This is a genomic window from Fibrobacter sp. UWT2 (assembly GCF_900142545.1).
Lineage (GTDB): Bacteria > Fibrobacterota > Fibrobacteria > Fibrobacterales > Fibrobacteraceae > Fibrobacter.
This window is the reverse complement of record NZ_FRBF01000014.1, coordinates 1-21,899: the sequence shown is the minus strand read 5'-3', so window position 1 is coordinate 21,899 and position 21,899 is coordinate 1. Positions and strand designations below refer to the sequence as shown.

The following is a 21,899-nucleotide window of genomic DNA, read 5'->3' as shown; positions in this document are numbered from 1 at the left end:
CTATTTTTTTCGAATCATCCGCTTTGTGGCGCGCACCTCCTTTTGTGCCTGATGCATGCGTTCAATCAGTAATTCCTTCGAGGGCAGCATATCCTTGATGCGGATGTTGTTGTATGTGGCGACTCCCATTGGCGTACCTAGTCCTCGGAAAGACCACCTTACATCGGTCGAATCCATGTTGGAGCAAATCAGCAGCCCGATAGTCGGGTTGTCTTCGGGGGCTTTCATCAAGTTGTCCACCGCGTTCACGTAGAAATTCAGCTTGCCGATGAATTCTGGTTCGAATGGCACTACCTTCAATTCGCAAACGACAAAGCAACGCAAGCGGATATGGTAAAAAAGCAGGTCGAGCTTGCGACTGTGATTGCCTACGATAATTTCTTTCTGTCGCGCTATAAAAGCAAAACCTGTTCCCATTTCGAGCAAAAGTTCAGTGACGTTCTGCGTCAGGGCATTTTCTAATTCTGCCTCGTCATAAATCTCGTGACTTACGGTTGCAAAGCCGAAATCGTAGTTTTCTTTCAGCACCTCTTGAACCAATTTGCTTTGCAATTCGGGAAGATTTTCGGAAAAATTATTGACAATCTTGCCTTGGTGACTGTAAAGATCAGCCTTGATGCAGTTTTGAAGGGCTGGGCGACTTAACCCTTTTTCGACTACCTGCTTTATGTAGAAAAGAGCTTCCTCTACACTGCGACATTTGGTTATAATATCTATATGTTGCCCCCAAGGGACACTAGTAAATATGGTTGGCAGAACACTTTCAAACCGCATGAATTTACCCATGGCTAATTCTCCAACGGGCCGTTGGAGTTTTTCGTCATTAGCTTGATTAAAGTTGGTCGAATTACCTTTTTGCGTGTAGAAACAGTACCATTTCTTCATATACCAAAGATTTGACACGGAAAATCCGTCCGTATCGGGGAATTCTCGTCGCAAATCAAGGCTGAGTTGCTCCACGACACCCGCGCCCCAGCGTTCTTCTGCCTTTTTGTGGACCAAATCTTGCCCTAGCGACCAGTTAAACTGCAATTTTTCGGTGTTTACCCTGACGGCAGCCTTCACTTGCGCCGAGCGATACCGTTGCTTAAGCTCGGCAATCCACTTGGAGTAATCAGAATCAACATGAACATCGTGCGACCTTACTATTCTTGGGGTCATTTTTTTTCCATAAAGCGGGAACGCCCCCGTTGGGCGAATAGAGACTGTCCCTATCTTTATATATACACGCTTTTTTCGGGCTAGTGGAGACCATTTTCGTTGTAAAAAGATTTTTCTCTTTACATTGAACTGACAAAAAGCGATATTACGGTACAATCACCCTAAAAAAGGAGACGCAGATGAGAACTTTCCAGGCTGACATTATCCGTGATCATTTCGTAATCAACGACAACGGTCGCAAGGTTCTGGTAGATACCGGATGTCCACTCGTAATTACTGAAGAGAACAAGAACCGCATCCATGGCGGTTGCGAGGCTCTTGATTCTGCGCGTAGTAATGTGTCGCCCGACATTGACGAATTCCGTGGCCTGGAATATTTCTGCAATCACAAGGTCTTGTTTGACTACAAGAATGCAAAAGTCATCGTGGCCGATGCAAACGAGGCCCTTTCGGTAGAAAATCCTGTTGCGGAGTTCGACCTGAAGAATGTTCCCGGTCGCATTGTGTTCACTGCCAATATTGGTGGTATGGACCGTGGCATGGTCTTTGATACAGGTGCGTCTATTACGGACTATATGAGCAAGCCTATTGCCGAGACGGGGACGTACTTCGATACGATTGAAGATTTCCACCCGAATTTGGGCAAGTACACCGTTAAGCGTTACGAGCTTCCCGTAAAAGTCGGAGAAGAAACGTTAGATGTGCCTTTCGGCGTTCAGCCCGCAGACGTAGAACCCCATGTTCGGGCTGTTGGCGCCGATGGCGTTATCGGTGTGGGCTTGTACAAAAAATACCAGGTGTTGATTGATTTGCCTGGTAAAAAGATGATTCTTGGAAGATAGGAAAACAATGAAGGCGGCCGATAAGCCGCCTTTAATAATTTATTTTCTGATTTCTACATCGTATAGATTGCTAATAGCCTTTTTCAAATCATCTTTGTTTAAAAGCCATATTATTTCTTTAAATTTTGTTGGCTTTAATTTTAGCGCTCGTTGGAAATGCGGATTGTGAGTGTAATTATACATTTGCAAATATTCTTTTCTTTTTTCTCTTTCGCATTCTTTGAAATAATCGGGGTCGGGAAGTTTTGCAATGGTATCTCGGATGTGTTCGGTTAGTTCAATTTCCATAGGTGCAACGTGTTCAACGTCAACATTTAAGAAAACTCTAGCAACTTCTTTTACATATTCTTCAAGTTCAACAAAGGCATCTTGAGGAAGTCTTTCTTTGTAGAATCCCTCCCAGGCTTTGTATAGGTAATAAACACAATCACCTAATTTTGTCGGTTCTACTTCCACAATTTCCAAAGGATTACGATTTGTTTTTTTTCCAGGTCGTGGTATGTAGTATGTATCAGTTATTTCTTTTACTATGCCAAGAAGCTTTCCAAAATACGCTTTCAGCTCCTCCTTGGAATAATCATAAAAGTTTTCTGGGCGTGAGACGCAACCAGTGTAATCGGGATTTTGTTTAAACGAATAACAGAAACGGGTCCCCTCGTATGCCCATCCGAAGGTACATTCTGCACCATTTATTCCTAGCTTTTCGTAGCAATGGTACACAGAAATTTTATAGTATAGCGGAATTGTCGCTTCAAGTACACGTTCACATTCAGTCCATTTAAAATAATATGAGGCCTCGCTAGGTATAAAACCGTCAAAGGGATTGTTGTTGCGGGCGATATCTCTTGAATAGAGCGTTTTACCTAGAGGCATATTTAGGTTTGCCTTTAAATATGGGGAAATCAAATTGAATGATTCTCCGTTTTCAGCAAAACGTATTGAACAAATAGAGTCATGCCCTTGTTCAATATTGACGGCGAGACTTTGTTTCAAAAGACCGATATTTGAGTCATTCCAATCATGTGACAGGTTGTCAATTGTTCCTTGCAGATAGCCGCGGAATGAATTTTGGTCCTCTGCATGTGCAATCCATACGTCGGTCCCTTCAGGGAGTAGGGTTACGGCAGGGATGATTGTTCTGCCGAAATTTTTTTCAGGTAGTTCAATAACACTTGTGCTTTTATTCGTTATTATTAATCGGCCATATTCTTTTTTTACTTCAACGCAGTAATCTTTTTTGTATTCATCTTCCATTGGGTTTGTATCCAATTCGTCAAGATGACTGAATTCTATGCGGCCGATTGCGATTTTGTGCTTGTTTTTTTGTGCGATAAATTGTGGACGACCATCAAATTTGTGGCATAGGTGGACATAAGATGGGTTTTCAATTTCAATAATAATGCGGAGGCCATTTTGAGTGGTAATGCAGAGCTTGTCGAAGTTTACGGCATTATTATTTTTCTCAATCTTATAAACGTTCATTCCTGATTTTTCAGATGTCATTGCATCTAAAGAATAATTTGTAGACAATGTGTTGTTGTCCGATTTCATCTCGCAAGTGGATATTGAATCGGAACTAGGAATGACTAGGTAGATGTTTTTTTCGCAATTCCATACATCCGTTTTTTCGCCTTCTTCGTTTAGTATATGCCACCGATTTCCCATATACCATGGGTTAGGAACATTGAATTTGGTGTCTTTGTATTCAACAGTAATACTGGATTTGCCAATTAATTGGTTGATGATTCTATTCTTGTTTGAAATGTCCTCGTCAATATCCACATAATTATTGTCTATGGTAAAGAGATAATCCTCGTCATCACTTATTTCAATTCTGGATGTATTTCTTAGATTCTGAATGTCGGGAAACAGACTTTTCAAACTTAGAATTTTTGGAATATGGTATTGGAAAATATTTTGAGTTCCGAGAATTAGACGATATTTGACCTGGCTTGATTCCCTGACGTACTCGCTGTTTTCTGCAGCCAGGGACTTGCTAACTTGTTGTTGATTATGATATGCTTTTTGCAGCCAGCCTCCAAAATTGGTATAAATGCTATTTTGAATGTCGCTAAGTTCAATGCCATCTTGTTTTGCATCATCTACAAAGATGAAGAAATTTCGGATTTTAGCCGCTAATCGCTCTCTCGTTTTTGGATGAATATCTAAACCCTGTCGATTTTGCTCTTCTAGGTATCGGTCGATAGCGTTTGATCTATACGCCAGCAAGACATCGTCAAAGTAATTTGCGACGGGATTGTATTTGTGTGGTAGAACTGCTAATTTCAGCAAATGTTTTGTGTATTCGTTTTCCTCTTTTTTTCGATATCTAATGTGTTCTGAACGGAACGAATTGAAAATGGCATAGAAAAGGCTGTGCCCATTGGCATAATCAACGCCCCCGGTTAGTACTGTTCTGGGATTTCGACTTCCTTTGCCCCAAAAATTAGGATTGAGTCCGATGCGTGAAAAATCTTTTTCTATACCTTCATTCAAAGGTCTCCATAACCCTTCTTCGCTAAAAGAAGTTGCGTAACGGAGGGTTGCTTCTCGTAAATATATTCCAAAACATCTATGAAAAGATTTTAAGAATGTAGGGCTGTTGTGGCAACCTCTCAATTCACTATATTTTCCAAATCGTTGTGTTTCAGAAACGATTTTTTTGAAAAGCGTATAATAATCATCGTCTTCTAGGAATTCGTCATCATAACTAAAGAGTTCACCTTTAACAGAGACATTGTTTAGATAACTGTAAAATATGTCTTCAAAGGATTGTTCAGAATTAAAGAAACTCATTAGAAACTCCTTATGGTTTATTTATGTACCAAGAGAGTTGTCCCGGATACTTCACAAATTTCCTATTGTCGTAGTCAAATGTGGAAAGACCCTTTCCGAATGATATGGACAATACAGAACCGTCTTGGTATTTAATTCTGAAAGCCCTATCATGGAGTACTATTTTTGCCTCGGCTTGTGGCAATCCTTTTTGTTCTGCTGCAATATCGGCTAAAGAAATTTTTGGAGGATCAAACTCCATAGAGTATACAATTCTTCCCCTTGCTCGATCTTTCAGTAAATCCTGGGCCTTGAAGAATTTCAATATCGCTGTTATAACTTCTTTTTTAAAGTCGTTATAATGCTTGCCGCAATCTTTATTCAAGGCGTAGCTGTCCTCATAAGACCAAGATACAGCTGTGGAAAGGTCCAGCGGGAAATTGTTTATATCTACAAATTTAGATAGAACTTTATTGACCAACCGATCTAGTTTGTAGTCTTCAATGATTTCTGTTGTTTCTCCCGAATTGCTCATAATTTTGGCTTCAGGTAATTTCCATTCGTTTTTCGGTATGATAGTTTCGTTTCTTGCTTCAATCCATGTTGCCTGATTTGTTCCATCATCGTATACTTGATGGAAATTTTGAGCATCCCAATCGAGAAGCCCGAACATTGTATCGTTATTTATATAAATGCCGCAGCGAGCATCTGTTTCAACAGTTTTGATGCAGTCTTCGCCGAACAGACCAATTAGTCGTTTTATATTTGCTATAGAAGCTTCGTTTGGAACCCGAGTTAATAGGAACTCGACTCCTGTGGTGCGCTCTTTAAGCGTCCGCCATATTTCTGTTTCAAAGAATGCTAGCGTAAGGGTGTCCAGGCATATAGCCACAGTGTTGTTCTGGTTGGCTATTTGATTTTGTACATTGTCGCGGTTTGTGATTTTGTAGCCAAGTTTGGCGGTGGAATCCTTGAATTTGAGGAACTTCTCGTTCTCTACAATTTTATCGACTTCAAGAGCCTTTAAGGTCTCGATTCTATTTGGTGCAGATTCTGCGTTCTGGAAAAGGAATTGAGAACTGTAGCTAACCAAGCAGCAAGAACATGCTCCGGAACAATTCTTTTGATGTTCAGGACTGCCTAGCAAAACGTTTTGGACTGCTGCTGCAAAAACTCGGTCAAAATTATCCGCAATACGCTTAATATATCCTGCTCCACCAACATTGGTGTCAAAAAGAATTAAGTCGCAGTCCTGCATGGGCGAGGGTAAGCAGAAATCAATTTCTTTTTCTTCCATATCCAGCTCTTGGACGATGGCTGATTTTAATGCCACGCCTAGAGTGTTTTTTACCTGATCGGTAAAGACGTTGCTTATTCTGTATTCGGGAGCTATTTTTATAAATAGAGAATTTGTCGAAAATTGGCTATAGAGATAGAACGGGTCATTGACCATGGAATGGGCGCATGTATCTCTTGCCGGTGCCGGAAATCTCATTCTTGCATTGTATAAATCATTACCCCTTTGTTTTGGGTAAACGGCGTAGCATGAAGAACAATAGATGAACCCTTCGTCTCCAAGGCCGGCATTAAATGTGTGCACTTTACTGGCGTCTAAATAATCCATTGAAGCGAATTCCGATTTCTTTGTTTCCTCAATGGTGCCGTCAACCTGGGTTTTTACCTTGTATGGCATATGAACCGGGTTGCGAACGCCTTTTTTCTTTGTGGCGATGTTGGAAAGGAACGCTTCTGGCTCAACGGTGTTCTGCGCAATAAGTTCAAAGTTGTTCCCTGTATCTATGGAAATGCAATTTTTACATGTGTCTCCTAACACTGCGTTAGGATAGACTGTTCCGCAATTTGGGCACTTGAACACCTTTTTTACCACATCGGAACCTTCTATGTGTACGCCGAAACGTTGCCGGTAGTTCACGCGGATGCCTAGAGAGCGGAAACGGCAGCCCTTGACAATGATTTCATTGCCGGGAGCAAAACTTCTAATTGCTGCTTTGCGCTCGCGAGCAAGATCAAAATCCTCTACTGGGGTGTAGTAGCCACTGTTGTTCTTTTTCATGACATCTAGTGTTACAACTCCAATGGGCAATCCATGCGACGGGAATACCTGATGATCTACGAGATAAGTGATGGTGCTGTTCTTTATTTTGTCAGCTTCGCCGTTTGTGAAAATCTAAGTATTTTTGCCACAATGAATACAAGTGACCAGTCATTGTTCCCTATGGACAGTGCTTTCAAACGTCGTTTTGATTGGGAATATGTGCCGATAGACTACGCTCATCTTAATGCTGGTTTTGACATAGAGGTTGGTGGGAAGAAGTATAAGTGGCTTGACTTCTTGAAAGCTGTAAATGCGAATGTCTACAAAGTGACTAGAAGTGAAGACAAGCAGATGGGAGAATTCTTCATAAAGCATTCCGTTGATTATAAAGAATTCCGCTCCAAAGTCCTGTTCTATCTTTGGGATTCCGTGTATAAAGACGAAGAAGGAAATGACGCCGCGGAAAAGGTGTTCCATTTCAGGCTAGAAGGTGAAGATGATAAGACGTTGACATTCCAAACGCTTTTTGAAGGGGACGATGAAACCCAGAGAACGCGTATAGCAACAATTATGTCTAATTTAGGGGTCGTTGATCAGAATGCAGCTCCCGCAGAAGATCCGAATCCTGCATAATAGAAAATGCTGCGATAGGCTTGTTGCATGATTTTTCTATTTGAAGAGTTTCCTTACGATCCGACTTTTTTGAAAACCGTCATCGGTTATGGTGACGGCGATTCTAAAAGTCGGAGTAAAAGCGGATTTAATACGGAAACAATAAAGGCAGGAGTAAAAATTGATGGTGTTGGCTATTGTTTTTACAATGGTCAGCCGGTTTTTGTGCTGCCCAAGGTATTTCTTGAATACGAAAAAGATGAGCGAGGAAATATCGTAAAGGATGAACACGGATATGATGTACAAAAAGCCTTTGACGTACGGATAAATCGTAAAGGCGAAGACGTTTTGGGTGGACAAAACGACCTGGAAAATGCACCTCTTGTGTCTGAACAACGCCACTTTTTCTCATCGTTATCCCTTTGGCTCTATTCCGCCATTGACAAGTACCATAAGAAGGGTGATAAAGATACTGGAATTGAAACTCCGCTGCAAAAAGAACACCTGCGATTTAAGAAGAGCGACCGCTACGCTACATTGCTCGATGTTATGAGCAGTATGGAACTGTTCTATAAAAAGAATCAAAGTCTTTTTGTCTTTATCGCAAAGAACAAGCATAGTGGAAACCACAAAATAAACTGGCAACGTACCGTCAATAAAACGATTCCTTTTATGCAAAACGGAGTTCCCATTTACATGAACCCCGTAAATAAAGTCAAAGTTTTTGATTTAGACGATCGTCTGTTGGTTCTTTATTTTTCCGCAATGAAATATATCCTGGATAAGTTTGGATATCAGATGCCGCAAAGCGAGTTCTATCAGCCGCTCAGAATGATTGAGATGGAACGGCTCTTGGAAAACGAACGTGGCCTGCGTGAACTCAAGAAAATAAAGTACAAGTATTTTGAAGATAGGCTTGTCAAGCTCTATAATGTCATGGAAGCCTTCTTTGAATGGGGCGCCCAATATAGCAATACGAGCAATAATGCACAGGAATACTTGATTGCCAACTCGTTCAACAATGTGTTTGAGGCAATGATTGACGAGCTCGTGGGCGATCCGGATGCAGCGAGATTAAAGAAGAATAGCGATGGAAAAATCATAGACCATCTCTATAAGGAAAAATCGTTGATTTTTGCATCAAACCAAAATGATTTTAATAACGATCTTATCTGGCATATTGGAGACAGCAAGTATTACCAGGATCCAGAGGATATCCGTGGACAATCTATTGCGAAGCAATTTACGTACGCTAAAAACGTAATGCAGGATTTCTTTAACCCTGCGTTTTTCCGTAGTACGGTTCCTCATGTATCTGATGCTCATAGAGGTATTCATTATCGAGATAGCTTAACGGATGGCTACAGTGTTACTCCGAATTTTTTCATTAGGGGGTTCGCGCCCAATTTTGTAGACAAAAAACAGTATCAAGACCCGTATCTTCGCAATGATGATAATGAAAAACTAATTGCGGAAGTTGACGATGCGGACACTTTTGACGATGGCGAAGGCGATCAGCGCAAAAATATAAAACAACATCTTTGGAAGAACCGTAACCGTCATTTTATAAATCGCTTATTTGATCGTGACACGCTCCTGCTGCAAGTGTACAATGTGAATTTTTTGTATGTCCTTAAAGCATTTACATCTAGTCACTCATCTCTTCGGGAAGAATTCAAGCGTGAAGCGCGAAAACAGTTCCGCGAAAATTTTTTAAAATTGTTGGATGAAAAATACGAGTTTTACATCTTGTGGCCTCATAACATTGATTTCGGGGAAGCTGATGAACCTGCGGAACAAAAATTTGTTAACCGCTATTTCCGTTTATTGATTGGAAAAATATATAGGCCGGAAGGCGCTAAATTCTTGTTGCTGGCAATAGAAAAGATTCCTGAAAATACGCACATTCAATCAGAAAGAGTTGAATTAGAAAATATAGAGAAGATGTGGGGAGAAATAAGCGGTGCTTGCGATTGTTTCCACGTCTCTTCGAGAGAACTTTTCCCAACGCGACAGAATAATTTACAACCCGTATCTTTTGCCCAAGGTGACTATTACTTTGATGATGACAAATTTGGCTTTTTCGTGAGACGCAATGCTGTTGAAAACGCTCGAATTGGAGTGGAACATCGGCTGCCCGAAGAAATTGATCATCGCTCTTTGGAAGGTAGCATATTTGGCGACATAGATCTAGCTAGAATTGAGCGGAATAGGTCGCCGTTGGACGAATACTATTTCTTGCCTTGCAAAGAAGTCTGACCCTTCCCGCTCAAAAATGTATAATCAAAAACAAATACGCCCATTTCTTATTACTGCATCGTTATATATCACCGCTTTTGAATTGTTGAAAGATTCTATTAGTAAACGGATAGAAGACTTCTTCTTGGTTGGCACAAAATGCAGGAATCATGACAGACAGAAAGAATATGATGAGGAAATGCGGCCGTATCGAGAAAAACACAAAGACAAAAAAGATAAGAAAACTTACGCAAGTTTAGATTGGCTTATTCATGTAGGGGCGATTTCAGAAGCGGACATCAAAAAGTATGATGAGGTCAGAAGCTTTCGAAATGAGCTTGCGCATGAAATGCTTAATTTAATGAGTGTGAATACGGCAGAAAATCTTGAGAAAATGAATCAGCATTTTATTACAATGCTAGAACTATTAAGAAAAATTGAAACTTATTGGATTCTTAATGTGGATATTCTTTGTAATCCAGAGTATGATGGTAAAGACATTTCTGCGCAAGATGTATTTCCGGGACCACTGTTGGCGATGGAAATGCTTTGGGGGGGGGGCTTTTGCGCAGAAAACATATTGAAATATCTTCTCTTTTTTTAGAGATGTGTTATGGGTGCAAAATGAAAAAGATCCTGATGGATTTTCATCAGGATCTTTTGTCTACTTGAATTTTGCTATACAGGCCAATTTGCCTCGCGCTCATCTGTTTTAAAGTCGTGCGACAAATCTGTATTCCATTGCGGGCTTGATGTCGCTGCTAGATAGAATGTAGAGCGTGACAATCCCACATATAAATATTGTTGTAGCAAGAATTCGTCTTCTAAGTTGTCTAAATTATAGAAGAACGCCGTTTCGAATTCCAGCCCCTTCACCAATGACAAGGGGTATACAATGACCTTTGCATCATCTGTATTTCCGAAACAAGAGTAGACTTTGAATGTTACTTCTTTGGGGCGATTTCTGTTTATCTCTTTGACGAAACGTTCAATTTCAGACTGGTCGTCATCCGGATAAAAAATGGCTGTTGCAGGCAGATATCCTAAATGCTCTCGTACAAGATTCAGCCTTTCCAAAATCCAACATTGTTTTTCTTTGTCGTTGTCGGATTGCTTTAATAGAGGGAAGGCTTCGCTTGTAATAGAGCTGACGTTAGGCCTGTACGGAGCTTCTGTTTTCAGAACTCTCTTGTAAATCTTTTTAGCCATGTTCAGCAAGGCTGGGGTTTGACGGTATGAAATGTTCAAGCTTTTAACGTCGTATTCTTCTTCGAATATGCCATTCCCCAATTGTTCCCAGTTGGTTATGCCTTTGTTGTTAAACGCCTGCATCTGATCGCCAGAAAGCGTAATGCAAGAATATTCAGGATGCTTCAAAGATGCCAACGCGGCCAATTCTATGGGCGTAAAGTCTGTTGCTTCGTCAATTCCGATAACTACGCGACAAGAGTCTTTATACGCTCTGATGAAAGTGCAGCATTCCTGGGCGTCCCGAGAATAGATTTCCTTGTTGTAAAGCTGTTCAAACAGGTCTTTGTTGTTCTGGTACAATTTCCTGGCTAAGGTATTTCCTGCGAATATCAAGAAAGACACTTCCTGGATTTTGATATCTCCATTGAAGCCCTGTTGTTCACGATATTTTTCTTCATAGACTTTTTTAAGTAGAATGCTGAAGAGGTACTCAACATGATCTTTATTATAAATATTCTCTCGACAAGTTTCAACTTCACGATAGGGAGCCCATTTGCTGTTGACGTCTCTGACAAGATGCCAATTTGGAAGGAATGCTTCTCCTAAATCCTTTTTCCCATCGTTGATGTAATTTTTTACGATTTCGCGAATGAAGACTTTGGCGAAAGATTCGAATTCCTGCTTGAGTTCGGCATCTGTCTGACCTAGACGTTTGTATGAAATGTCCTTTCTTTTTTTGCATTCAGATATTGCTCTGAATGCAATTTCGTAGATGTTTTCGTCTAAGGGGTATTGTTGTTTTTCTAGGAACAATTCTATAGATTCGTTGGAACCGCGTCTTTCGTTAAAATACGATTTGAAGAAGTCGTATTTTAAAGCCACGTTCGGATAATGGGATTCAATCTCCTCAAAAGCTTTTTCGATCGCTTTTTCTTTATCTTCTGCGGGCCAATCTTTGGGAGCGATGAATAATCGATCTAGTTTATATTTTCTGTCAGCGTCTTTTTCGCTTTGCTTTTTTGATTTGTCATCTTTGTCTTGCTTTTTCAATTCGTCATCAATTTCGTTGCGCATCAAATTATAGATGTCGCGGATTGCGGCCTCGCTGATAGCGTATTCAAATTGTTTGTAGTCGTTGTTAAAATTTTCAACCTGAAGGGACGCGATATTGTTTGCCTTGAATATCTGTTGCATCTGATTTTGGCCGAACAACTGTTTCAGGTAGTGGATGAGCAAACCCCATGCTATTGTGGGGTTGCTGCTTTCGCATCCGTTTTCTTTTATCCTGTTGCAAATGCCGTCTATGCTTTGGCGGATTGTCTCAACTTCGCTATTTATGAAATTGTCAACTAATGCGGGATCGTGTTTGTACAATAGCTCGTAGGTGTCGTTACAGCCAGCTTGGGTTTTGGAAAAATAGGAGTCAATATTTTCAAATGCCGGAACAAGTTCGTTAAAGTCTTTCCCGTAGGCGCTTCTTATTTTGTTGCCCAATTCATTTAATTGGGGGGTAAGATATTGCTTGTATTGGTCAAACAGCGTTTTTTCAAATGATTTATACAAATTAAGGGGCGTGTCATGGAAGTATTCGTCTTCTGCTTCGCAAGACTGTCTTGGAAACTTCAAATGGTATTCGTCTTCTGCCAACGTTAGGCAATATCCGCTAAGTTCGTCCGGATCACTACGGTCAACCCATACGTTTGTTGTGCTGTCGGTATAGGTAAGACCTTCTGCATTTAATGATTTTTGAAGGAAGTGGTTCAATTGGCTTGTCGGTGAGAAAAACATCCAGACATTGTTTGAATCGGCTTTGTTTTTTAAGAATTCAGACCATATTTTTTGGAGGTTGTCCCAATCTGCTCCACGGGCATACTGTGTGTTTTCGTATCCCTTGTTGTTTTCGTACAATCCGCTTGACAGCAGCAATTTCAATCGCTGAATCATTGTAGAGGTCTTTCCTGTTCCAGGACCACCATCAATAACAAGAATTTTGTTGTCGAACAGATGTGAAAGCGCAACTTCTTTCTGTTGGTTTCCCAAAACTACGATTCTGTTATGGCTAATACGCCTTCTTTCAAAGTAACCTCTAGATTCGTCCGTAACATCGTAACCACCATCGTGGATGGGAGCTTGTTCGGTTTGTTCTTCTTTAGAATCAGATGCTGGAACATCTTTTTCAGACCACAGCTTGATTTCGTTCTGTGGATTTACAAGACCGAAATCAGAAAAGGGTTTATTGCTCCCGTATTTTTTTTCAATTTGTTCTTTTAACGGAATGTGGGGGCTGATGTTGGTGAATAGTTGGAGCCCTAGAGGGGACCATTTCCAAACTTCATAATCAACGGTTATGGAAGGATCGGCCTGGAGAAACACTCTATTGCGGGCTCCCATCTTTGTAACGGCGTTTTGTTCATATAAAACGTCTTTGCCTTCTCTGTATAAATCGCCTCTGTGGATGTGGTGATTGTTCAAGGTCTTTGAAATATTTTCTACCAGCCATACGTTATAGGGTATTGAAGAATGATTGTTTCCTCCATTATAGAGGCAGCCTTGCTGAGCGCGAGATTCTTGCTGAATGCTGAGTTCCTCTTCGCGTTGACGTCTTGTTTCAAAATCTTCTTTGAAGCTTTTTCCGACTAACATAATATTGTTCCTTTGGTTTTTCCATAATATACCTTTTTCAGAATATAAGTGTAAAAAAATTTACATGAGGCCCGTTTTTATGGCAGATAAGTCCATTTTAAATCGACCGCCAATGGCGGACGTAAAATTTTCTTGCCTCCCTTGCCAGTTTTCTGATATTTAGATACATTACCGCTGAACGCATCTCGCTGTTTTAAGGCGAGGTGCGTTTTTTGCGTTAATCGACTTTCTGGTTATGCAAGAACGCCTCTAACATCAACCAGCCGCGAACGCGGCTACATGGAGGCTGTATGGCTAAAAAGAATGATATGGCGGTTGCGCCAGTCAAATCGGAGTTCCCGCTTATTGACGAAACCCTGCTCAAATCGCGGATATATACCATCCGCGGGCTCAAGGTGATGCTCGATGCAGATTTGGCCGAGATTTACGGATACGAGACGAGATTTTTCAATCGCCAGGTAAAAAATAACATTGATCGATTTGCGGAGGATTTTCGATTTCAATTGAGTGAGGATGAAATGCAAAACTTGATGTGCAAAAAATGCACATCAAGTTGGGGTGGAACACGAAAATTGCCGTATGCCTTCACCGAACAGGGCATCTATATGCTTATGACGGTTTTAAAAGGTGACCTTGCGATTCGTCAAAGTATGGCCCTTATTCGCCTTTTCAAGCAGATGAAAGACTATATCATTGCTGAAAATCGGAATTTATTGGGTTATGACGGCATTGCCCAAATTGCCGTGCAAACTGAAAGAAATACCAAGGATATAGCGGTCATTCAATCTGATCTTCAGAAAGTCATGGAAAACTTCGTTGATCCCTCGACATACAAGCACTTCTTAATTTTGAACGGACAGAAGTTGGAAGCTGATGTCGCCTATGCGCAGATTTACGGCATGGCGAAGAAATCGTTGTTGGTTGTTGATAATTATGTTGACATCAAGACGCTGAATTTGCTCCGGAATGCGCGTAAGGGCGTATCTATTTTGATTGCGAGTGATCGGTATGCCCGCATAACGGATGATATGCTCAACGATTTTCGTGCGGCAATGCCGGGCGTTTCGATTGATACGGTTTCTGCGGCGCACAAATTCCACGACCGCTATATTCTTGTCGACTTTAGGACCAAAAGTGAAAAGCTGTTCCATTGTGGAGCTTCGAGCAAGGATGCCGGCAACAAGATTACGACTATCGTCCAGTTGGACGACGTTGATGCCTACCGAAACATGTTCAAGGAATTGTATGACAGACACCGAATGTTCCGGACCATGCAGCAACTTTCCGCCGACGCCGAGAAGGCTAGTTCCGCCGACATGACACTCAACGAAATCAACGCCGAAATAGCTGCAGTAAGAAGTGGAAAGTGAACTTAATTATAACAACGAGGAAAAAATGGACTATACATTTACAGAAAAAGAAGTTGAAATGATGTACAACTGGGGAATGTACGCTGATGGGGAAAGCGGCTTCAATGAAGAAGAACAAAAATTGTACGATAAATTGGAGCGGATTTTTACGCCGTTGCAAAAAGAAAAAGACAATGCGCAAAAGGTTGTAGATTTTTTTAAGGAAATTTGCAATACATATGAAAATGTGAGTTATTATTGGAGTACTGGCACCTGTATTAGATTTATCGATTTTGATAAAACGCTTTGCTTTGACACTAAAAAAACTAAGTACACGGATGTGGTGCTGGAGGTATCAAAGGTAATAAACAAATTAAAACTGAAAAAGCGAGCGGAGTTGTAAAATTTTCTTGCCTCCCTTGCTAACTTTTTAGATATTACGTACATTACCGCTGAACGCATCTCGCTGTTTTAAGGCGAGGTGCGTTTTTGCGTTAATTGATTTTCTGGTTATGCAAGAACGCCTCTAACATAAACCAGCCGCGAAAGCGGCGTCACAAATTGCGACCACATGGAGGCAGTAATGGATAAAATAAGCCCGTTTTATAACGATGCTGTTCAGCAGATAAAGTCTGCCATTCTCGAAAGCCAGTTGGAGACTGCTCGGGCGGCTAACAAGCAGATGCTTTCGTTGTATTATGCGGTGGGCAAGTTTGTATCCGAGAATTCCCGTGAGGGAACATGGGGAACAGGGGCGATTGGCACGATAAGTGCTCAACTTCGGCGGGAATTGCCGGGTTTAAGAGGTTTTTCGCCCACAAGTATTAAAAAAATGCGCCAATTCTATGAAGAATGGAGTAGCTTTTTAAATCGTCCGCCGATGGCGGGCGAATTGGAAAATGCCGAAAATGAAGAAAAATCGGCAAAAATACCGATTTTTGCGCTTCTTGATATAAATCGACCGCCAATGGCGGGCGATTTGGACTTCTCCGAATTTTTAGCACTGAGTTTTACGCATCATATAGAAATTTTGGGGAAATGCTCATCATTGGAAGAACGTGCTTTCTATATACATCAATCCATCCTGAATCATTGGGACAAGTATACCCTACGTGATTATCTCAAGGCGGACTTGTTTCATCACCAGGGACAGATTCCCAATAACTTCGCCCTTACCTTGCCCAAAACGCTCCATGCGCAAAAGGCGATCTCGATGTTCAAGGACGAATACCTGCTTGACTTTGTCAATGTGGAAGAACTCGACGAGCGCAATCCCCAGGATATTGACGAACGCGTTGTTGAAAATTCCATTGTCCAAAATGTCAAGAATTTTATCCTGACGTTTGGAAAGGATTTCACGTACGTCGGCCATCAAGTTCATATCGAAAAACTTGAGCACGACATGTGGGTCGATCTGCTCTTCTATAATCGTGAGTTGCAGAGTCTTGTTGTTGTGGAATTAAAGAAAGGGGAGTTTAAGCCTGCATATCTCGGACAGCTCTCGGCATACATGCGCGTGTTGAATGACGATGAACGGAAGGCGAACGAAAATCCGGTCATCGGCATTATTCTGTGTAAGGGCGCGGACAGGTCGTTTGTTGAGTATCTGTTGCAAGATTACAACCAGCCTATGGGTGTTGCAACCTACAAGGTTATGCCGGAAAAACTGAAAGCAGTCATGCCCGACGAAAAATTGCTCTTGGAAGTCATGTGACGCTTAATGAAAACTATTATATTTAAAACCGGGTGAATAATCAGGAGGGCCTTTCCCATGAAAAGAGCCAGCAACCGCTAACCAGGGCAATGGGGTTAGTAGAAACAAGGGTAGCGAATACGACCCGGTAACGGGCATATCTGAATGCTATGCCTATGCCCGCTGCCTTAAAGACTAGGCTAAGTTGCTGTGTATCTTTTTTCAAAGATACTATCTTTGTAGTGTATGGCTTTAGACACTTCGAAAATGTATCCGTTGCTCCCTCTGAGGGACGCTATTGTATTTCCGCACACGACCCGCCGCATTCTGGTCGGCAGGGACATTTCTTTGCGCGCTCTCGAATACGCTGAATCCCACGATGGCGAAATCATTCTTTCGGCTCAGAAAAATATCGAGCAAGAAGAAATCGAAAACCCGATGCTCGACCTTTACTCGGTGGGTATCCTTGCCCACGTGAGCAATGTGACCCCTTTCCCGAACGGTTGCGTAAAGGTGGTTCTCGAAGGCGAACAGGTGGTGGACCTCCGTTCCATCGCCACCAACAACGACTATTTGACGGTTACGGTTTCGGCCCACAAGCCCTCGATTACGGCGGCCGACAAGAGCTCCCGTTTCGAGACGGTGCTCACCCAGTTCAAGGAATATTCCTTGCACCGTAACATTTCCGAGGGTATGGTAGATGCCCTGTTCACCATGGACAGCCAGATCAACGCCTTTTACGGCATGATCCCCTTCTTGCAGATTTCCATGGACGAACGTCAGCGCTTGCTCGAAATCGGCGAGATCGACGAACTGGCAGAACGCCTGGTCGAAATCATGCAGGTGGCGGCCGATACCGACACCATGATGGTCAAGGTGCAGCAGAACGTGCGCCAGAAGATGGCCCAGCAGCAAAAGGAATGGTTCATTTCGGAACAGATTCGCCAGCTGCAAGACGAACTGGATGGCGAAAACGGCAACTCTTCGGAGCCGGACCAGCTGCTCAAGAAAATCAAGGCGAAAAAGTTCTCGGCAGCCATTCAAGAAAAGCTCGAAGAAGAAATCAGCCGCATGCGCCTGATGCAGCCGACGTCTCCGGAATACGCGGTGAGCCGCAACTATTTGGACTGGTTCCTGACGCTCCCGTATGGCGAATACACCGACACCGTCCTCAACATGAAGAAGGTGAAGAGCGAACTGGATTCCAAGCACTTCGGCCTGGACAAGGTCAAGGAACGCATCATGGAATACGTGGCGGTGCTCAAGCTTACGGGTACCGAACGTCGAGCTCCGATTCTTTGCCTGGTCGGTCCTCCGGGCGTGGGTAAGACGACTTTGGTGGAATCGATTGCCAATGCCATGCAGCGCAACTTTGTTCGTATTACGCTGGGCGGCGTACGTGACGAGGCCGAAATCCGCGGTCACCGCCGCACCTACATTGGTGCCATGCCTGGCCGCTTTATCCAGGCGCTTCGCCGTGCCAAGTGCATGAACCCGATTATCTTGCTCGACGAAATCGACAAGATGGCGAGCGACTTCCGTGGCGACCCCGCGAGCGCGATGCTTGAGGTACTGGACCCGGAACAGAACCACGACTTTACCGACCACTTCATGGAGGTGGGTCTCGACCTTAGCCGCGTGCTGTTTATCGCGACGGCGAACAACGAGGCTGAAATCCCCGAAGCCCTGCGCGACCGCCTTGAAATGGTGCGCCTGCCGGGTTACTACCCCCACGAAAAACTGCAGATTGCAAGCAAGTACCTGGTACCGCGCATTTGCGAACGTACGGGTATCGAAAACGGCAAGGACGTGGATTTTGATGACGATATTATTTCGAAGGTGATTCGCGAATGGACCCGCGAGGCGGGCGTGCGCGAACTGGAACGCACTCTCGAAAACGTGGTGCGTCACCGTGCAAAAGACAAGGTGATGGGCAAGAAGTTCAAGGCCGGAATCACCGAGAAGACTTTGCAGGACTACTTGGGCGCTCCGCGTTATTTGGATAGCCAGCTTCCGGACGCCGGTCGCCCGGGCGTTATCGTGGGTCTCGCCTGGACAAGTGTCGGCGGCGAAATTCTCCCCATCGAATGTATGCTGTTGCCGGGCAAGGGCTCGCTTTTGATGACAGGTAAGCTCGGCGACGTGATGAAGGAATCGGCTCAGATTGCACTCAGCCTTGTGCGCGAACGCCTGAGCCGCTTTGGCATTGACCCGAATATCGTGAAGAGGACGGACATCCACATTCACGTGCCCGAAGGTGCCGTGCCTAAAGATGGTCCCTCTGCGGGTATCGCCCTCACGCTTTGCTTGCTCTCTGCATTTACCAAGCAGCCGGTTTCGCCCGAAATCGCCTTCACTGGCGAAGTGAGCCTCACGGGCGCCTGCCTTGCGATTGGTGGCTTGAACGAAAAGGCGCTTGCTGCTCTCCAGGCTGGCGTGAAGACGCTTCGACTCCCGGCGCAGAACCAGAAGGACGTGAACGAACTTCCGGCACCTGCGAAGAAGGGCCTCAAGATTTATACGCATAAGCACATTGACGAAATCATCAAGGTGCTGTTCAAGGAATCTAAAAAGTGATTGTCTAATCACTAGTACTGTCTACTTCCAACTTCCTACTGTCTACTGTTACTATGGAATTCACACTCGATGAAATGCGCGAGCACCTTGCAGCTCTCGAAGCAAGGATTAGCGAAGCTTGCAAGATTGCAGGCCGTAGCCGTGACTCGGTAAAGCTTGTGTGGGTGAGCAAGTTCCACCCGGCAGAAGCTGTAGAAAATGCGATTGCGCTGGGTGCCACCGACTTCGGTGAAAACCGCGTGCAAGAAGCCGAACTCAAGTTTTCTGAGCCGCTTACCGCAAAAGATGGTAGCCGCGTGCGTTGCCACGTGATTGGCCCTGTACAAAGTAACAAGCTCAAGAAGGCAGCGATTGTTGCTGACTGCATCCATTCCATTGCAAGCATTGAGGCTGTCGAAAAATTGGAGAAGGTCTGCGCCGCATACCCCAGCGAAAATGGTGCGGGCAAGATTCTCGATATCCTTTTCCAGGTGAACGCCGGTGAAGAAGAAACCAAGAGCGGTCTCGACGTGCATGAAGCCGAGGCGTTCCTCGCTGATTTGGAATCGCGCGGTGCCGCATATCCGCACCTGCGTTTCCGCGGGCTTATGACCATCGGCAAGAATACCGGTGTCGCCGAAGATAGCCGCGAATGTTTTGCGTTCCTCCGTAACCTGCAGCAGAAATTCCTCGCCAAGGGCGGCGTGTTCGCAAACTTTGACCAGCTTTCGATGGGTATGACCGGTGACTTGGAGGTCGCTATTGAAGAAGGCTCGACCATGATTCGCGTGGGAACGGCCCTTTTCGGCGAACGTGACTACTCCAAATAGTCCTTTTTTATATACATTTCTTTCTAAGAAAACAGAAAGGAGTAAAATATGACTATTGGGATTATTGCCGGCATTGTCCTGGTGGTGCTGATCGCCTGGTTCATCGGAATGTATAACGGACTGGTGAAACTCCGCAACAACCGCGAAAACGCATTTGCAAACATTGATGTGCAACTCAAGCAGCGCTATGATTTGGTGCCGCAGCTGGTGAGCACTGTCAAGGGTTATGCCACTCACGAAAAAGAGACGCTCGACAAGGTGACATCGGCTCGTGCCGCTGCCATGAACGCAACGACCGTCGATGAAAAGGTCCAGGCCGACAAGGCTCTTTCCGGCGCGCTCGCCGGGCTCCGCATTTCGCTGGAAGCTTACCCGGAACTCAAGGCGAACCAGAACTTCTTGCAACTGCAGAATGAACTTGCCGATATCGAAAACAAGCTCTCCGCTGCACGCCGCTTCTTCAATTCTACGACTCGCGAACTGAACAACGCCTGCGAAGTCTTCCCGAGCAATATCGTCGCCGGTATGTTCGGCTTCAAGCGTGCGGCTATGTACGAAGCTACCGAAAGCCGCGACACGCTCAACAAGGCTCCCGAGGTGAAGTTTTAGTAGGCAGTAGACAGTAGGAAGTAGAATAATGGCGCGACTGGTGTCGCGCGTTATAGGCGTGCCGAAGGCACATTTTATTACTTCCTACTTCAAACTTCCTACTTCCTACTATATATGCGTTACGTCGGACTCCAGACCCAGATTTGGCGGAACAACCGCAACAGTATTTTGCTGTTGTGCCTGTTCCCCGTTATTATTCTGGGGATGGTCTTTGCGACGATCGTCATCATTGATTATTTCGGTGCGCTCTGCCCCCTGATGCAGGGTGGTTGCCCCGCTGACCATACGACGCACATGAGGTACGGCCTGATGCATTGGCCCGAAGTGTGGAGAGCCTTTTGGGCCGCGCTTCCGTATACGCTCCAAGTTGTAGGCGTGTGGTTCATCATTGCCTATTGCGCAAATACCGCTATTATTCGCCACACGACGCATGCCAAGCCGCTAGAGCGCAAAGATAACATGCGCGTCTATAATATTGTCGAGAACCTCTGCATTGCGGGCGGCATTGAAATGCCACAAATCAACATTGTGGAGGACTCCGGCCTGAACGCATTTGCGAGCGGCATTGACGTGCCCTCGTTTACTATCACGCTCACGACCGGCCTCATCGAGAAACTGAACGACGCGGAACTCTCTGCCGTCGTGGGCCACGAACTGACGCACATCAAGAATCGTGACACGCGACTTATGGTCGTTTGCATCGTGTTTGTGGGAATTTTTGCGACCCTTCAGACGATTTCTATAAAGCTGCTCTCGGCAATGCTCCGCGGAACGACTCGCCGCACGCGCAGTAAACGTGGCGGTGGCGGAGGAGTCATTATCATCTTTGCCTTGATGCTGGTCATCATCTGGAGCACGATCGGTTATATCTTTAGCTGGTTTACGCGCCTCGCCATTTCGCGCTCGCGTGAATATATGGCCGATGCTGGCGGCGCCGAACTTTGTGGCGACCCCTGGGCGCTCGCTTCCGCCTTGCAGAAGATTTCCGATGAACCCGGCCTCGATAGCGTCCGCCGCAGCGACGTGGCACAGCTCTACATCATTCACCCCGACGAAGAATTCGACAACAACATGGGCCTTAAAGGCATCATCGCCAAGGTGAATATCATGTTCTGCACCCACCCCGACACCCCCGAAAGAATCCGGCTGCTGAAGCAGTTCTAGAAAGTAAATATTCCAAGTTGGAATATAGGTTGTCTTGAAAAAAGGGGACTTTTCTGCCCCTTTTTAAGAATTTATTTGCCTTTCGTAAATAGTTGACCCTTAAAAAGTCACTTCGCGAGCGCAGGATAAGGAGGTTCGCCGTTTTTATTCACCCCTTCCCGGCAAAGGAAGCAACAGTAT

15 protein-coding genes are annotated in these 21,899 nt (G+C 44.1%); 11 read left to right on the top strand and 4 right to left on the bottom strand.

Annotated elements, in window-relative coordinates; genetic code table 11:
• On the bottom strand, positions 1-1,317 hold the full coding sequence (locus BUA40_RS10235; protein ID WP_218588190.1) for a PDDEXK nuclease domain-containing protein: 1,317 nt from the start codon (positions 1,315-1,317) through the stop codon (positions 1-3).
• Between the two features lie 23 nt (positions 1,318-1,340).
• On the opposite strand from BUA40_RS10235, the gene BUA40_RS10230 reads away from it, so the two are divergent.
• Entirely contained in the window at positions 1,341-2,003 is a 663-nt protein-coding gene (locus tag BUA40_RS10230; protein WP_072800568.1) for a hypothetical protein, read from the top strand.
• 39 nt (positions 2,004-2,042) lie between these two features.
• On the opposite strand, the gene BUA40_RS10225 is transcribed toward BUA40_RS10230, so the two are convergent.
• Together BUA40_RS10225 and BUA40_RS10220 are read right to left on the bottom strand one after the other, a co-directional pair.
• Complete coding sequence (locus BUA40_RS10225; protein WP_072800566.1) at positions 2,043-4,799, bottom strand: hypothetical protein; 2,757 nt, start codon at positions 4,797-4,799, stop codon at positions 2,043-2,045.
• 10 nt (positions 4,800-4,809) lie between these two features.
• Complete coding sequence (locus tag BUA40_RS10220; protein ID WP_072800565.1) at positions 4,810-6,852, bottom strand: DUF1998 domain-containing protein; 2,043 nt, start codon at positions 6,850-6,852, stop codon at positions 4,810-4,812.
• Between the two features lie 51 nt (positions 6,853-6,903).
• Here BUA40_RS10220 and BUA40_RS10215 point away from each other — a divergent pair, with 51 nt between their 5' ends.
• The 3 genes from BUA40_RS10215 to BUA40_RS10205 all read left to right on the top strand — a co-directional run bounded on the left by BUA40_RS10215 (position 6,904) and on the right by BUA40_RS10205 (position 10,288).
• Positions 6,904-7,467: a hypothetical protein gene (locus BUA40_RS10215; protein WP_072800563.1), complete on the top strand. Its 564-nt coding sequence runs from the start codon at positions 6,904-6,906 to the stop codon at positions 7,465-7,467.
• Positions 7,468-7,494: 27 nt separating this feature from the next.
• Positions 7,495-9,705 carry an LlaJI family restriction endonuclease gene (locus tag BUA40_RS10210; RefSeq protein ID WP_072800561.1) on the top strand — a complete coding sequence of 737 codons (2,211 nt, stop codon included), beginning with the start codon at positions 7,495-7,497 and terminating at the stop codon, positions 9,703-9,705.
• Between the two features lie 85 nt (positions 9,706-9,790).
• Complete coding sequence (locus BUA40_RS10205; RefSeq protein WP_178299606.1) at positions 9,791-10,288, top strand: hypothetical protein; 498 nt, start codon at positions 9,791-9,793, stop codon at positions 10,286-10,288.
• A gap of 74 nt (positions 10,289-10,362) precedes the next feature.
• Here BUA40_RS10205 and BUA40_RS10200 read toward each other — a convergent pair whose 3' ends face one another.
• Positions 10,363-13,518: a hypothetical protein gene (locus BUA40_RS10200; RefSeq protein WP_072800558.1), complete on the bottom strand. Its 3,156-nt coding sequence runs from the start codon at positions 13,516-13,518 to the stop codon at positions 10,363-10,365.
• Between the two features lie 290 nt (positions 13,519-13,808).
• On the opposite strand from BUA40_RS10200, the gene BUA40_RS10195 reads away from it, so the two are divergent.
• The 7 genes from BUA40_RS10195 (at position 13,809) to BUA40_RS10165 (ending at position 21,719) form a co-directional block, all read left to right on the top strand.
• Positions 13,809-14,888 (top strand): ORF6N domain-containing protein, encoded by a 1,080-nt coding sequence (locus BUA40_RS10195; RefSeq protein WP_083585364.1) that lies wholly within the window; start codon positions 13,809-13,811, stop codon positions 14,886-14,888.
• Between the two features lie 25 nt (positions 14,889-14,913).
• Positions 14,914-15,270 (top strand): hypothetical protein, encoded by a 357-nt coding sequence (locus BUA40_RS10190; RefSeq protein WP_072800681.1) that lies wholly within the window; start codon positions 14,914-14,916, stop codon positions 15,268-15,270.
• A gap of 180 nt (positions 15,271-15,450) precedes the next feature.
• Positions 15,451-16,581, top strand: coding sequence for a PDDEXK nuclease domain-containing protein (locus BUA40_RS10185; RefSeq protein ID WP_072800557.1), 1,131 nt, complete (start codon positions 15,451-15,453; stop codon positions 16,579-16,581).
• A gap of 225 nt (positions 16,582-16,806) precedes the next feature.
• Positions 16,807-19,137 carry an endopeptidase La gene (lon, locus tag BUA40_RS10180; protein ID WP_072800556.1) on the top strand — a complete coding sequence of 777 codons (2,331 nt, stop codon included), beginning with the start codon at positions 16,807-16,809 and terminating at the stop codon, positions 19,135-19,137.
• A gap of 53 nt (positions 19,138-19,190) precedes the next feature.
• Complete coding sequence (locus tag BUA40_RS10175; RefSeq protein WP_072800555.1) at positions 19,191-19,946, top strand: YggS family pyridoxal phosphate-dependent enzyme; 756 nt, start codon at positions 19,191-19,193, stop codon at positions 19,944-19,946.
• A gap of 48 nt (positions 19,947-19,994) precedes the next feature.
• Positions 19,995-20,555: a LemA family protein gene (locus BUA40_RS10170; RefSeq protein WP_072800554.1), complete on the top strand. Its 561-nt coding sequence runs from the start codon at positions 19,995-19,997 to the stop codon at positions 20,553-20,555.
• 114 nt (positions 20,556-20,669) lie between these two features.
• Entirely contained in the window at positions 20,670-21,719 is a 1,050-nt protein-coding gene (locus tag BUA40_RS10165; RefSeq protein WP_072800553.1) for a M48 family metallopeptidase, read from the top strand.
• The last annotated feature ends 180 nt before the right edge of the window (positions 21,720-21,899 follow it).

Bases quoted from the DNA above. Each gene is read 5' to 3' on its own strand.
- BUA40_RS10195 (WP_083585364.1), top strand. From the start codon at position 13,809: ATGGCTAAAAAGAATGATATGGCGGTTGCGCCAGTCAAATCGGAGTTC.
- BUA40_RS10170 (WP_072800554.1), top strand. From the start codon at position 19,995: ATGACTATTGGGATTATTGCCGGCATTGTCCTGGTGGTGCTGATCGCC.
- BUA40_RS10185 (WP_072800557.1), top strand. From the start codon at position 15,451: ATGGATAAAATAAGCCCGTTTTATAACGATGCTGTTCAGCAGATAAAG.
- lon (WP_072800556.1), top strand. From the start codon at position 16,807: ATGGCTTTAGACACTTCGAAAATGTATCCGTTGCTCCCTCTGAGGGAC.
- BUA40_RS10175 (WP_072800555.1), top strand. From the start codon at position 19,191: ATGGAATTCACACTCGATGAAATGCGCGAGCACCTTGCAGCTCTCGAA.
- BUA40_RS10220 (WP_072800565.1), bottom strand. From the start codon at position 6,852: ATGAAAAAGAACAACAGTGGCTACTACACCCCAGTAGAGGATTTTGAT.
- BUA40_RS10225 (WP_072800566.1), bottom strand. From the start codon at position 4,799: ATGAGTTTCTTTAATTCTGAACAATCCTTTGAAGACATATTTTACAGT.
- BUA40_RS10165 (WP_072800553.1), top strand. From the start codon at position 20,670: ATGCGTTACGTCGGACTCCAGACCCAGATTTGGCGGAACAACCGCAAC.
- BUA40_RS10200 (WP_072800558.1), bottom strand. From the start codon at position 13,518: ATGTTAGTCGGAAAAAGCTTCAAAGAAGATTTTGAAACAAGACGTCAA.
- BUA40_RS10215 (WP_072800563.1), top strand. From the start codon at position 6,904: ATGATCTACGAGATAAGTGATGGTGCTGTTCTTTATTTTGTCAGCTTC.
- BUA40_RS10210 (WP_072800561.1), top strand. From the start codon at position 7,495: ATGATTTTTCTATTTGAAGAGTTTCCTTACGATCCGACTTTTTTGAAA.
- BUA40_RS10190 (WP_072800681.1), top strand. From the start codon at position 14,914: ATGGACTATACATTTACAGAAAAAGAAGTTGAAATGATGTACAACTGG.
- BUA40_RS10230 (WP_072800568.1), top strand. From the start codon at position 1,341: ATGAGAACTTTCCAGGCTGACATTATCCGTGATCATTTCGTAATCAAC.